This is a genomic window from Thermobifida halotolerans (assembly GCF_003574835.2).
Taxonomy (GTDB): Bacteria; Actinomycetota; Actinomycetes; order Streptosporangiales; family Streptosporangiaceae; genus Thermobifida; species Thermobifida halotolerans.
The window spans coordinates 2,016,472-2,028,912 of the sequence record NZ_CP063196.1; the positions used below are offsets into that span (position 1 = coordinate 2,016,472).

Here is a 12,441-nt window from a genome sequence, read left to right on the forward strand (position 1 = left end):
GTGCCCAGTCTTGCAGTGGTCGGAGCCGGCCTGATGGGCTCCGGCATCGCCCAGGTCGCCGCCGTCGCGGGCTACGACGTGGCCGTCCAGGACGTCAGCGAGGAGCAGCTCGCCCGCGCCCTCGGCGAGATCGAGTCGTCGCTGCGGCGGCTGGAGAAGAAGGGCCGACTCACCTCCGAGCAGGTGGGCCAGACCCTCGGGCGGATCACCACCACCACCGACCTGGCGAGTGCGGCCCGCGACGCCGACGTCGTGGTCGAGGCCATCGTCGAGAAACTGGACGCCAAGCAGGAGGTGTTCCGCGCACTCGACCGGATCTGCGGGCCGGAGGCGGTGCTGGCCACCAACACCAGCGCCCTGCCGATCACCCGGATCGCCTCGGTGACCAGCCGCCCCGAGCGGGTGGTGGGCACCCACTTCTTCTCCCCGGTACCGATGATGAGGCTGTGCGAGGTCGTCCGCGGCGTCAAGACCAGCGACGAGACCCTGGCCAGGGCCAGGTCCTTCGCCGAGGACCTGGGCAAGACCTGCGTGGTGGTCAACCGCGACATCGCCGGATTCGTCACCACCCGGCTGATCGTGGCGCTCAGCGTCGAGGCGGTGAAGCTGGTCGAGAGCGGGGTGGCCACCGCCGAGGACATCGACACCGCCTGCCGCCTGGGCTTCGGCCACGCCATGGGCCCGCTGGAGACCATGGACCTCACCGGCATCGACGTGTTCGTCAACGCCTCCCGCAACATCCACACCGACACCGCCGACCCCAAGTTCCACCCGCCGGAACTGTCGGTCCGCAAGGCCGCCGCCGGAGAACTGGGCCGCAAGAGCGGCAGGGGCTGGTACGAGCACTCATGAGCGAGCAGACACGGGTCACCCTCGACATCACCGGCGGACTGGCCACCATCACCCTCACCCAACCCCCGGTCAACGCCCTGGACCGGGCGCTGATCGCCGAACTGGCGGAGGCGGTCGAGGAGGTGCGGCACAGCGAGGACGCCCGCGCCGCCGTCGTCACCGGCGGGCCGAAGGTCTTCGCGGCGGGCGCGGACGTCAAGGAGATGCTGGGCTGGGACTACCGCACGGCGGTCCGCGACTCCGGCGCCCTCGGCGACGCCTGCACCGCGCTGTCGCGGCTGCCGATCCCGGTCATCGCGGCGGTCAACGGCTTCGCCCTGGGCGGCGGCTGCGAACTGGCGCTCGCCGCCGACCTGCGGGTGTGCGCGGCCGACTCCAAACTGGGCTTCCCCGAGATCCTGCTCGGGGTGATCCCCGGCGCCGGGGGCACCCAGCGGCTGCCCCGCCTGGTGGGCCCGGCCCGCGCCAAGGACCTCGTCTTCTCCGGCCGGATGGTCGGCGCCGAGGAGGCCCTGGCCATCGGCCTGGTCGACCACGTGGTCGAACCGGACCGGGTGCTGGAGCGGGCCCGGGAACTGGCCGCCCCCTACCTCAACGGCCCCGCCGTGGCGCTGCGGGCCGCCAAGGAGGCGATCGACCGCGGCCTGGAGGCCGACCTGGGCACCGGCCTGGAACTGGAGCGCGGTCTGTTCGCCGGACTGTTCGCCACCGAGGACCAGACGATCGGCATGAGGAGCTTCGTGGAGAACGGGGTGGGAAAGGCGGAGTTCCGTGGCCGCTGAACCCGCCGCGGGGACCGACCGGCTCGTCGGACTGGACCTGGAGCGGCTGACGCCGTACCTGGAGTCCGCCGTGGGGCTGGCCGGTCCCCTGCGGGCCTCCCTGATCGCCGGAGGCCGCTCCAACCTGACCTACCGCCTCACCGACGGCCGCGCGGACTGGGTGCTGCGGCGGCCGCCGGTCGGCCACGTGCTGCCCACCGCCCACGACATGGCCCGCGAGTACCGCGTCATCGACGCGCTCCACGGCACCGGCGTCCCGGTCCCCGCGCCCGTGGTGCTCTGCCGGGACCGCGACGTGCTCGGCGCCGACTTCTACGTGATGGAGCGGGTCGAGGGCCCGGTGCTGCGCGGCGCCGAGGACACCGCGGGCCTGGCCCCCGAGGAGGCTGAGCGCTGCGCGCTGTCCCTGGTGGAGACGCTGGTCGCGCTGCACGCCACCGACCCCGCCGTGCTGGAGGGCTTCGGCCGCCCCGAGGGGTTCACCGCCCGCCAGGTCTCGCGGTGGGCCAGGCAGTGGTCGCTGTCGGCGACCCGGGAACTGCCGGAGGTGGCCGAACTGGTGGGCCGCCTGGAGCGCGCCGTGCCGCCCGCGCAGCGGGTGAGCGTGGTCCACGGGGACTACCGACTGGACAACGTGATCTTCGCCCCCGACGGCGGCGGGATCGCCGCGGTCATCGACTGGGAGCTGTCCACCCTGGGCGATCCGCTGACCGACCTGGGGCTGCTGCTGGTCTACTGGGACCCGGTCACCGAGGACGTGACCGGCACCCGGCACGCGGCGAGCGCCAACCCCGGCTTCCCCGACCGGGACGCGCTGGCCCGCGCCTACGCCGACGCCTCCGGGCTGGACCTGTCCCCGCTCGACTTCTACGTGGCGTTCGGCTACCTCAAACTGGCGGTGATCGCCGAGGGCATCCACTCCCGCTACCTGGCCGGGCAGACCGTCGGTGAGGGCTTCGAGCGGGCCGGCGCCGCGGTGCCCCGCCTGGTGGCGGCCGGACTGGCGGTGCTGGACGGCCCCTGACCGCCGCTGTTTCCACACATCGCACGGCCGCCGCCTCCGAGGGAGGCGGCGGCCGTGGCGTTGTCCGAGGCCGTGACCGTGTCACCGGGCCGACCAGTCCCGGTGCGGCCCCGGAAGGGATGGTGTCCGCGCGGGGTCCTCCGTCCGGACACCACCACAGTAATTCCGCAAAACGGTTGACGTTACACGTTAGAAACGCTTACCTTCTCTGTGAGGTAGCTCACAGGGACGGCGCTAGCCGTGTCCTCTGGGAGATCAACGCCGACGTACGACCTCCTGGTCAGGGGCCGCACACCATGACGAACACCGCGGAAACCGCCGACCACCGACTCATCGACCGGGCCGCCGTCATCACCGGCGGCGGACAGGGCATGGGCGCCGCCGAGACACGGCTCTTCGCGGCCGCCGGCGCGCACGTGGTGATCGCCGACGTCCAGGAGGAGCCGGGCCGCACACTGGTGGAGGAACTGGGAGAGCGGGCGCGGTTCGTTCGCATGGACGTCTCCTCACCGCAGGACTGGGCTCTCCTCATCGACTCCCTCGACGGCTGGCCGCCGCCACGGAATCCGGGTCAACACGATCCTGCCGGGACACATCGCCACCTCCATGCACGCCAAGGTCGAAGGCGCAAGGGACACCAGGCTCTACAGCCGCCTGGCCCCCGGCCGGGGCGGCACTCCCGAGGAGGTGGCACGCCTGGCCCTGTTCCTCGCCTCCGACGCCAGCTCCTACCTGACCGGAACCGACATCACCGTCGACGGCGGACTCACCGCGGCCCTCCCCTCCCTCAAACAGGGATAGGCGAGCCGACCGGGACCACTGCCGCACGGTGCGGCCTCTGCCCTCCCGGTGGCCGCACGGTTCGCCTGTCCGGCAGCGCTTCTCCGGCGGGCACGGCGACCTTGCCCGTGCCGCTGCGGCGTTCGGGGGACACCGCCGGGCCACGGGCGGCCGGCCACTTCGCCCCCTCCCGTACAGGGCACAGTCACCACCCGTGACCGGCCCCCGGCGTCAACAATCAGAGACCACCCGCACGAGAGGACTTTCCTTGGAGCACGGGACCCCCGCCGACCGCGAGGCGATCGCAGAGTTGAAGCACGCCTACTGCTGGCACTACGACACGGGAGACCTCGACGCGCTGATGCGCCTGTTCACCGCCGACGCCGTCTGCGACCTGGACGCGTTCGGCTCCTGGCGGAGCGCCGAGGAGATCCGCCAAGGGTATGCGCGGCAGATGGCTGCCACCGGCATCCCCGGCACCCGGTTGCACTCGGTCAGCAACCCGGTCATCAGGGTGAACGGGGACCGGGCGAAGGGCTGGTGGTACCTGGTCGACTACAACATCGAGCCCGGCTGCACCGCTCCGGTGCGCATCCTGGCGACCTACGACGACGACTACCTGCGCACCGAGGAGGGGTGGCGCATCGAGCGCACCCGGCTGAGCATCCGGTGGCGTTGCCCCGAGTGAGGGGAACCGGTCAGCGCCCACCCGATCATTCGGCGGCACTCACGTCAAACGGCCGGCACCGTGATGTTCTCCTACGCCGCCGCCCCCGGCGTGGAGAGCGGTCAGGTTCCCTCGAGTTTCCGGCCCCTGTGGTGCGCGCCCTGGACGCGGTCGCCGGAACCACGGGAGCCGACGGGAGCATCGTCGTCCCGCCCGGCGGCCCCTTCGGCCGGATGACGCTGGGGCCCAGCTTCTTCCTGCTCGCCGCCTACCACCTGCGCGACGTGCTGAAGTTGCGGGGCCCGCGCGGCTGACCGGAAGGCCGGCCGTCCGTCTTCGGACCGACCCCGCACACCCGCCACCGACCGAGCGGAGAACCGTTGTGGCCATCTGTGGAGCCCCTGAAGGGGGCGGCGGCAGCGGCGCGTGGACCCCACGTCCCGTGGCGGCCCCCCGGACAGCGAGAGCCTCGGCCCATCCCCGCATGCGCGGGGAACACTGAATGCCCCGGAATCCTACCGGAGAAATAGGCCGGTTTCCCGCACTTAACAGAAACCAAACAAAACACCCAGAATAAACATGGGGACTGGAAACAGCACATACTCGCCGACTGTGTCCAGACACCGACAGAAAAGGCCGATTCCCTGAACGTGGAAACGAGACGGCCAACAGATTGGCGCGTTCCAGCCGAAGCCCTCAACTGCCACCTCGCCGCAATAACCACTTGGTACTGACTGGACTTTGATGGCGGAGTTCGTGTGGAGCTGTGCGGCCAGGGCAGGGCGTGCCGGCCGCACGGGGCCAAGGAGTGCTTTCAGTTGCCCGGGAGTGCGCACCCACCGCGTATGGCCCGACCGGGCCGAGGTATTCCACAGCACCCCAAGGAAGGCCCCGGCTGCCAGCCGGGGGTGGGCCGTGTCGGGAATTTTTCTGGATTGCCTCGCCCCCGGGATTCCGGGAAGAAGCCCTCACCACAAGGACCGGGCCGTCGAACCTTGATGAGGCGGGAACAGGCCCGAGAGCACCAAGATCAGCGTGCGGCTACTCGGCGGCGGGATGGCTGCGGCGACCACTGAACACCAAACCGACGGTGGGGCGCCCCACTCCCCTCGGGGCCCGCCGGGTGCCGGTGGCCCGACTACTCGGGCAGCGCCGTGGAGTGCCAGCACACGAAGGACCACCGGCCGCCGTGGCGTGCCCACACCGCGCTGTAGCGGGCCCGCAGACGCAGCTCCCGCCCCTGAGCCCGGGCTCCGAGGCGGACGTCACCGGTGACCACGGCGGTGTCGCCGAACAGGCGGACCCGCTCGTCGGCCACGTCGGCCGCGGTGTAGGCGACGGTTCCGTCCGCCAGCGTCCCCAGGTAGCTGTCCTTGGAGTCCACCATCGCGTTGGAGTGAGTGTAGGACATCCGGTCGGCGAACAGCTCGCGCAGCGTGGCGGTGTCGCCCTCGACCAGGGCCGCCCAGCGGCGTTTCTCCAGCTCCAGGATCTCCGCGGTGACGGCATCAGACATGAGTGCCCCCTCAAGGGTTGCCAACCCACTACAGGCGAACTATTGACGTTCAACGTCAAGGGACATTACTTTCATCACACCCGATCCGCAAATGCCCAACGACAGGACACCCAGATGTCTGTGCTGCAGTTCGCCCTCCTGGGCCTGGGGCTCGGCGGCGCCTACGCGCTGCTGGCGCTGGGCCTGGTGACCATCTACCGGGGAACGGGGGTCCTCAATTTCGCCCAGGGCGCGGTCGCCATGATCTGCGCCTACGTGTTCTTCGCGCTCCGCGACGACCTCGGCTGGCACACCGTCCCGGCGGTCCTGCTGACCCTGGCCTTCTCGGTCCTGCTGGGGGTCGCCTTCTACCTGCTGGTCATGCGGCAGTTGCGCAACTCCCCCATGCTGGCCCGGATCATCGCCACCCTGGCGCTGCTCCTACTGCTGCAGGGCCTGGCGATCCTGCTGTTCGACGTGCAGACCAAGACGCCCGCCCCCGTCGTGCCCGCCGCCCCGGTCACCGTGCTGGGCGTGCCCATCCCGGCCGACCGCCTGGTCCTGGCGGCGGTGGCCGTCGTCCTGGCCGTCGCCCTGGCCCTGATCTCCCGCCGCACCCGGATAGGTCTGGCCATCCGCGCGATCTCCGACAGCGAGAAGGGCGCCTCGCTCAGCGGCCTGTCCCCGGTCCTTATCGGCGCGCTGACCTGGGCCATGGGTTTTGCCCTGGCCGCCGTCGCTGGAGTGATGCTCAGTCCCGTGGCCGGCCTGGACTCCCAGGTGCTCACCCTGCTGGTGGTCCCCGTCTTCGCCGCGGCCCTGATCGCCCGATTCACCTCGTTCGGCGTCGCGGTCGCCGCGGGACTCGGCCTGGGCATGGTGGAGTCCGCGCTGCAACTGGTCACCGGCGCCGAGGGCGCCTGGTACACCTGGCTGTGGACCGGACCGGGCCGCTCCCAGGCGATCCCGGCGCTGGTCGTCATCCTCGCGATGATCTTCTCCGGCCGACTGCTGCCCGCCCGCGGCGAGGTGGTGCGCGGCCGCCTGCCGGTCAGCCTGCCCCCGCGCTACCGGGTCATCGGTCCGCTCCTCGCCCTGGCGGTGGGCCTGGTGTTCATCCACACCGTCAGCTCCTCCTGGCTGGCGGCCGGGGTGGTGACCCTCGCGGGCGTGCTGATCGCCCTGTCGGTGGTGGTGGTCACCGGCCTCGTCGGCCAGGTCTCGCTGGCCCAGGTCGCCTTCGCCGGGATCGGCGGCATGATGACCGCCCTGTTCGCCAACGCCGGACTGCCCTTCCCCCTCGTCCTGCTGCTCAGCGGCGCGGTGGCCACCCTGGTGGGTCTGCTGGTGGGCCTGCCCTCCCTGCGGGTGCGCGGCCCCAGCCTGGCGCTGGTGACCCTCAGCGCCGCCTACATCTGCCAGGTCGCCGTGTTCTCCGACGGCCGCCTGCTGGGCGGGGACGGCGGCTACAACCGGGTGCCCGCGGCCAGCCTGTTCGGCCGGGAGCTGAGCAGCACCGCCTTCGCCGTGGTCGCCCTGGTGATCGTGGTCGCCACCGCCAGCCTGGTCGCCGCGCTGCGGGCCTCCACCTTCGGCCGGCGCGCCCTGGCGGTACGGGAGAACGAGGCCGCCGCCGCGGCGGCGGGCATCAACCTCAAGCAGTTCAAACTGGCCGCCTTCGCCCTGTCGGCGTTCATCGCCGGCCTCGGCGGCTCGCTGCTCAGCTACCAGGCCAACGTCTTCGCCTACGAACGGTTCACCGTCTTCGAGTCGCTGCACGTGATCGCCATGGCCGCCATCGGCGGGATCGGCATGGTCAGCGGCGCCATCTTCGCCGGCCTGGGCGCCAGCGGCGGCCTGTTCTCCCAACTGCTGGCCACCTGGGAGGCCGACGCCTACCAGCTGATCATCGCCGGCGGCGCCCTGCTGATCGCCATCCAGGTCCACCCCGACGGCCTGGCCTCCACCGCACACGCCATCCGGACGCACCGGCGCCGACGCGCAACCCCGGCCCCCGCACCCACCTCCCCCGACGACACCGACCGGTCGACTTCCACCGATCAGCCGGTGCCCGCCAAGTAACAAGGAGCGACCCCCCATGAACACCAGACGCCCCCGCACCGGGCTCACGGTCGGCGCGGCCGCCACCGCACTGGCGCTCACCCTGGCAGCCTGCGGAAACAACGGCGTCGAGACCACCAGCACCGGCGGTCTCGACGGCGAACCGATCAAGCTCGGCTCCGTCCTGACCATCACCCACCCCGCCTGGAGCAACGCCTCGGTGGAGACCGTCAACAACGCGTGGGCCTCCTACATCAACGAGGAACTCGGCGGAATCGACGGCCGCCCGGTGACGGTGGAGAACTGCGACGACCACGGGGACCCGGCCAAGACCACCCAGTGCCTCAACAACCTGGTCGACTCCGGCGTGGTCGCCCTGGTCAACAACTCCTCGCTGTCGTTCGGCGCCAACGCCCTGCCCGCCATGGAAAACGCCGGACTGGCCAACATCGGCGGATGGCCGGTGACCACCAACGAGTACAACAGCCCGCACAACTTCCCGACCACCCCCGGCGCCACCGGCACCTACCCCAGCCTCGCCGTGTACTTCGCGGCCACCGGCGCCGACAGCCTCGCCGTCGCCTACAGCAACACCCCCTCCGGTCAGGCGGTCGGCGAGTCCCTGGGCGAACTGTGGGAGGAGCTGGGCGGCGGCGACTACTACATGACCGAGTTCGACCCCGCGGCCGCCGACCTGACCCCGGCGATCTCCAAGATCGCCGCCGAGGAGCCCGACGCGGTCATCCTCGCCGTGGGCGAGGGCGCCGCCGCCCGGATGTTCCAGGCGGTACGCAACACCGGGCTGACCGCCGAGGTCGGCGCCTCCTCCACACCGGCCACCAAGACGGTCTTCGACGCCGCCGGGGACGCGGCCGACGGTGTGCTGTTCGCCTTCGCATCGGTTCCCGCCGAGTACGACGGCGAGGACGCCGCCACCTACCGGCACGTCATGGAGACCTACGCGCCGGACCTCGAACTGACCGGCCAGACCGCGGTCGCCGCCTCCTCCATGCAGTACGCCCACGACATCCTGGCCGCCGTCGACGGCGACATCACCGCCGAATCCGTCCTGGCCGAACTGCAGAAGGGCGAACCGTGGGGCGGCTTCCTCACCCACGCGACCGACCCGGCCAACCCGCCGGAGGGCATGCCACAGATCGCCAACCCCTACACGCTGATCCAGCGGTACGAGGACGGCGGCTTCACTCCCGCGCCCATCGAGGACCCCGGCCACCTGGAGAACTACATCGACATCCAGGGCGACCTGTCCTGGGTCACCGGACACGCACCGGGCACCTGACCGCCACCGGCTGAGGAGTGAGATGAGCCTGCTCGAACTCGACAGGACAACCGTGCGCTACGGCGGGGTCACCGCCGCGGACTCGGTCAGCTTCACGGTCGAGCCCGGCAGCCTGGTGGGGCTGATCGGCCCCAACGGCGCGGGCAAGACCACCATGATCGACGCCATCACCGGGATGGCGCGCTGCTCCGGAGACATCCGCCTGGACGGGCAGAGCATCGTCTCCTGGCCGGCGCACCGCCGCAGCCGGGCGGGCATCGTCCGCACCTTCCAGTCGCTGGAGCTCTTCATGGACCTCACCGTCCGGGAGAACCTGCAGACCTACGCCCGGTCCCGGGCTGGCGGAGCCTCGACCGACCCCGTGGAGTACGCGCTGGAGCAGATGGACGTGGGCTGGGCCGCCGACAGCTACCCGGCGGAGTTGTCCGCCGGGTCGGCCCGGCTGGTCTCCGTGGCCCGCGCCCTGGCCGCGAGCCCCCGCCTGCTGCTGCTGGACGAACCGGCAGCCGGACTGGACGCCGGGGAGTCACAGCAGTTCGGCGCCAAGCTGAGGAGGCTGGTCGACGAGGGGGTCGCGACCGTCCTGCTGGTGGACCACGACGTCGACCTCATCATGAACATCTGCGACGACGTCCAGGTCCTCGACTTCGGCAGGCGGATCGCCTCGGGGCCGCCCGAGGTCGTCCGCGAGGACCCCGAGGTCGCCCGCGCCTACCTGGGCACGGGCTCCGACACCGAGTCCGCCGAGTCCTCCGTCGGAGGTACGTCATGACCGCGACAGTTTCCGAACACTCCGGAAAGACCCCCACCGGGTCGGGGTCCGCCGTGCTGGACATCTCGGGGGTCGACGCCGGTTACGGGCCCATCCGGGTGCTGCAGGGCGTGGACCTGTCGGTGTCCGCCGGAGAGATCGTCAGCCTGCTGGGTCCCAACGGCGCGGGCAAGACCACCACCCTGCTGGCCTGTTCCGGCATGGTGCGGGTCACGTCCGGAGACATCCGACTGGACGGGCGTTCGCTGCTGCGGTCCAGTCCGCACGCCATCGCCCGCAGGCGCCTGGCGCACGTGCCCGAGGACCGCTCGCTGTTTCCGTCGTTGACGATCGACGAGCATCTGCGGCTGTGCGCCCGACCGGACGGCCTGGACGTCCTGGAACTCTTCCCCGAACTGCAAAAGCGCCGCAACAAGCGGGTCGGGGTGCTGTCCGGGGGCGAGCAGCAGATGCTGGCTCTGGGGCGGGCGCTGGCCGCCGGGCCGCGGGTGCTGTTGGTGGACGAGATGTCCATGGGCCTGGCCCCGGTGGTGGTGGAGCGGCTGTTCTCCGCGCTCCAGGACATCGCGGTCTCCGCCGGGCTCGCCGTGCTGATGGTGGAGCAGCACGTCCACCTGGCGCTGAAGTACGCCCAGCGCGGCTACGTGCTGGCCGGCGGCCGGGTGCGCACCCACGGCACCACCGAGGAGCTGCGGGAGCGCTGGTCGGAGATCGAGTCCTCCTACCTGGGGCGGTGACGTCCACTCCGCTGTGATCGAGGGGCCCGACCACGGTCGGGCCCCTCTGTACGCTTCCGCCCGACCAAGCCGACACCGGTGGCGGGGCTGCTTCGGCCGCAAGGCACAGGATCGGGATCGGCGTCAGAGGCCGAAGAACACGGGAAACGGCCCCCGGTGTCGAGGCCATTGGTGTCTGAGGGGGTCAGGCGGCGAAGTCGCCCTCATGGTCGGGGCCGCGGAACCCTGCCAGGGTTCCGCGGCCCGGCCACGGCTCACTGTCTCGCTCTCCCCACCGAGACGGCGAGCCCGGGAGAACGTCCGAGCGGCCCTGCGGGGCCGCACCTCACCTGTCGTCCGCGGTCGCGGCTCCGGTGAGGTGGCGGGCCGCGAGGTAGGCGAAGACCATGGCGGGGCCCAGGGTGCCTCCGGCGCCGCCGTAGGTCATGCCGAAGGGGGAGGCCATCACGTTGCCCGCGGCGTAGAGGCCCTCGATGGCGTCGCCGTCGAGGTCGAGCACCCGGGCGTGGGTGTCCACGCGGGGGCCGCCCTTGGTGCCCAGACCGCCGCTGACGACCTTGATCGCGTAGTAGGGCGGGTCGTCGATGGGGCCGAGGGTGCCGCGCACGTCGCCCTTGTAGGCGGGGTCGCCCCACCAGCGGTCGTGGGCGCTGTGCCCGCGGTGGAAGTCGGGGTCGACACCGTGGGCCACATGGTCGTTCCAGCGTCGCACGGTCGCCACCAGCTCCTCGGCGGGCAGTCCGATGTCCTCGGCCAGCGCCTCCAGCGTGGGGTGGCCCTTCAGCCAGGAGGGCGGCTCCTCACCCGCCGGGTGCGGTCCGACGGTGCCGTAGGCGCGCAGGTAGCCCTGGTCGAAGACCAGCCAGGAGGGCAGGTTGGCGTAGTCGAAGGCGGACACGTCCTCGACGTGGAAGGCGCCGCCGAACGCGTTGTAGTTGGCGGCCTCGTTGGTGAAGCGGCGCCCCCTGCGGTTGACCATGATGGAGCGGGGCCGGGTGCGGTCGGCGGTGATCATGGCGCGGTTCATGGGGTTGATGCCCTCGGGCAGGTCGGCGGCGGGAATCCACCAGGCCTCCCGCATGTTGCCGAGCATCGCTCCGGCCTTCATGGCCATGTACAGGCCGTCGCCGGTGTTGGTCGGCATGGAGACGGGGTGGGTGAGCGGGCCGCGCAGGAAGGCCCGCTTGTACTCCTCGTTCCACTCGAATCCGCCGGTGGCCAGCACCACCCCCCGCTCGGCGCGGACCTCGCGGGAGCCGTCGGGGGTGTCGAAGCGCACGCCGACGACCCGGCCGTCCTCGACGACCAGTTCGCGGGCGCGGTGCTGCACCCGCGGCTCCACTCCGGCGTCGAGCAGGGCCTTGAGCAGCCGTCCGATCAGCGCCTGGCCCCGGCCGCGTTCGTCGCGGACGGCGCGGCGGGCCAGCTCCTCCTTCGAGGGGACCCGGGGGACCGCGGCGCCCAGCGGGGTCTCGCTCATGGTCAGGTGCTCGCTGGAGTAGTACGGGGTGTGGGTGACCCTGTCCTGCCACTCGCCCAGCTCGTCGAAGGGGAAGAGCGGGCACTCGATGGTGCGGCCGCCGCCGGGCTTTCCGCCCGGGTGCTCGGGATGGTAGTCGGGGAAGTCGGGGACGGCGTAGAACTCGGTTCCGGCCTGCCGGTCGAGGAATTCCACCATCTCCGGTCCGGCCTTGAGGTAGGCGCGGACCAGGCGCTCCTCGAGCAGGTCCCGCGACAGCGACATGATGTAGGTGAAGGCCTCGTCCTCGCTGTCGGTGACGCCGATGGCCGCCTGGTGCGGGTTGCAGGGGATCCACACGTGCCCGCCCGACCAGGCCGCGGTTCCCCCCACCTCGTGGGACTTCTCGAACAGGCCCACCCGCGCTCCGCCCCTGGCGGCGGTCACCGCCGCGGTGAGCCCCGCGGCTCCCGTGCCCAGGACGATGACATCGAACTCCTCGGTCATCACAG

At 71.4% G+C, this 12,441-nt stretch carries 12 protein-coding genes and 1 pseudogene; 11 read left to right on the forward strand and 2 right to left on the reverse strand.

The window, feature by feature from the left end:
* The 7 genes and pseudogenes from NI17_RS08935 (at position 1) to NI17_RS08965 (ending at position 4,419) form a co-directional block, all read left to right on the forward strand.
* Positions 1–852 carry a 3-hydroxyacyl-CoA dehydrogenase family protein gene (locus tag NI17_RS08935; protein ID WP_199860054.1) on the forward strand — a complete coding sequence of 284 codons (852 nt, stop codon included), beginning with the start codon at positions 1–3 and terminating at the stop codon, positions 850–852.
* Positions 849–1,634, forward strand: coding sequence for an enoyl-CoA hydratase/isomerase family protein (locus tag NI17_RS08940; RefSeq protein WP_119267907.1), 786 nt, complete (start codon positions 849–851; stop codon positions 1,632–1,634). The genes NI17_RS08935 and NI17_RS08940 overlap by 4 nt, the downstream gene beginning before the upstream one ends.
* Positions 1,624–2,658: a phosphotransferase family protein gene (locus tag NI17_RS08945; protein WP_119267908.1), complete on the forward strand. Its 1,035-nt coding sequence runs from the start codon at positions 1,624–1,626 to the stop codon at positions 2,656–2,658. Before NI17_RS08940 ends, NI17_RS08945 begins: the two co-directional genes overlap by 11 nt.
* A 371-nt stretch (positions 2,659–3,029) precedes the next feature.
* Positions 3,030–3,131: pseudogene (locus NI17_RS08950) on the forward strand (oxidoreductase); the annotation flags it as partial.
* A gap of 91 nt (positions 3,132–3,222) precedes the next feature.
* Positions 3,223–3,459, forward strand: a complete 237-nt coding sequence (locus tag NI17_RS08955) for an SDR family oxidoreductase (RefSeq protein WP_369975088.1) — start codon at positions 3,223–3,225, stop codon at positions 3,457–3,459.
* A 247-nt stretch (positions 3,460–3,706) separates the two neighbouring features.
* The gene (locus NI17_RS08960; protein WP_068691728.1) at positions 3,707–4,126 is read left to right on the forward strand and encodes a nuclear transport factor 2 family protein; all 420 of its coding nucleotides are present in this window, start codon (positions 3,707–3,709) and stop codon (positions 4,124–4,126) included.
* A 131-nt stretch (positions 4,127–4,257) separates the two neighbouring features.
* The gene (locus NI17_RS08965) at positions 4,258–4,419 is read left to right on the forward strand and encodes a hypothetical protein (RefSeq protein ID WP_157129736.1); all 162 of its coding nucleotides are present in this window, start codon (positions 4,258–4,260) and stop codon (positions 4,417–4,419) included.
* 824 nt (positions 4,420–5,243) lie between these two features.
* Here NI17_RS08965 and NI17_RS08970 read toward each other — a convergent pair.
* On the reverse strand, positions 5,244–5,621 hold the full coding sequence (locus tag NI17_RS08970; RefSeq protein WP_068691726.1) for a nuclear transport factor 2 family protein: 378 nt from the start codon (positions 5,619–5,621) through the stop codon (positions 5,244–5,246).
* 114 nt (positions 5,622–5,735) lie between these two features.
* Here NI17_RS08970 and NI17_RS08975 point away from each other — a divergent pair, with 114 nt between their 5' ends.
* The 4 genes from NI17_RS08975 to NI17_RS08990 are packed head-to-tail and all read left to right on the forward strand — an operon-like array spanning position 5,736 to position 10,470.
* Positions 5,736–7,682 carry an ABC transporter permease gene (locus NI17_RS08975; protein ID WP_068691724.1) on the forward strand — a complete coding sequence of 649 codons (1,947 nt, stop codon included), beginning with the start codon at positions 5,736–5,738 and terminating at the stop codon, positions 7,680–7,682.
* A gap of 16 nt (positions 7,683–7,698) precedes the next feature.
* Positions 7,699–8,961 (forward strand): ABC transporter substrate-binding protein, encoded by a 1,263-nt coding sequence (locus NI17_RS08980; protein WP_068691722.1) that lies wholly within the window; start codon positions 7,699–7,701, stop codon positions 8,959–8,961.
* Between the two features lie 22 nt (positions 8,962–8,983).
* A complete protein-coding gene (locus NI17_RS08985) occupies positions 8,984–9,733 on the forward strand; it encodes an ABC transporter ATP-binding protein (protein WP_068691720.1) in 750 nt (249 codons plus the stop codon).
* Positions 9,730–10,470: an ABC transporter ATP-binding protein gene (locus NI17_RS08990; protein WP_068691718.1), complete on the forward strand. Its 741-nt coding sequence runs from the start codon at positions 9,730–9,732 to the stop codon at positions 10,468–10,470. The genes NI17_RS08985 and NI17_RS08990 overlap by 4 nt, the downstream gene beginning before the upstream one ends.
* Positions 10,471–10,795: 325 nt before the next feature.
* Here NI17_RS08990 and NI17_RS08995 read toward each other — a convergent pair whose 3' ends face one another.
* Positions 10,796–12,436 carry an FAD-dependent oxidoreductase gene (locus NI17_RS08995; protein ID WP_068691716.1) on the reverse strand — a complete coding sequence of 547 codons (1,641 nt, stop codon included), beginning with the start codon at positions 12,434–12,436 and terminating at the stop codon, positions 10,796–10,798.
* Between the last annotated feature and the right edge of the window lie 5 nt (positions 12,437–12,441).

What these genes read in the sequence shown, in the direction of transcription:
- NI17_RS08970 (WP_068691726.1), bottom strand. Translation starts at nt 5,621, where the DNA reads ATGTCTGATGCCGTCACCGCGGAGATCCTGGAGCTGGAGAAACGCCGC.
- NI17_RS08985 (WP_068691720.1), top strand. Translation starts at nt 8,984, where the DNA reads ATGAGCCTGCTCGAACTCGACAGGACAACCGTGCGCTACGGCGGGGTC.
- NI17_RS08990 (WP_068691718.1), top strand. Translation starts at nt 9,730, where the DNA reads ATGACCGCGACAGTTTCCGAACACTCCGGAAAGACCCCCACCGGGTCG.
- NI17_RS08975 (WP_068691724.1), top strand. Translation starts at nt 5,736, where the DNA reads ATGTCTGTGCTGCAGTTCGCCCTCCTGGGCCTGGGGCTCGGCGGCGCC.
- NI17_RS08980 (WP_068691722.1), top strand. Translation starts at nt 7,699, where the DNA reads ATGAACACCAGACGCCCCCGCACCGGGCTCACGGTCGGCGCGGCCGCC.
- NI17_RS08940 (WP_119267907.1), top strand. Translation starts at nt 849, where the DNA reads ATGAGCGAGCAGACACGGGTCACCCTCGACATCACCGGCGGACTGGCC.
- NI17_RS08995 (WP_068691716.1), bottom strand. Translation starts at nt 12,436, where the DNA reads ATGACCGAGGAGTTCGATGTCATCGTCCTGGGCACGGGAGCCGCGGGG.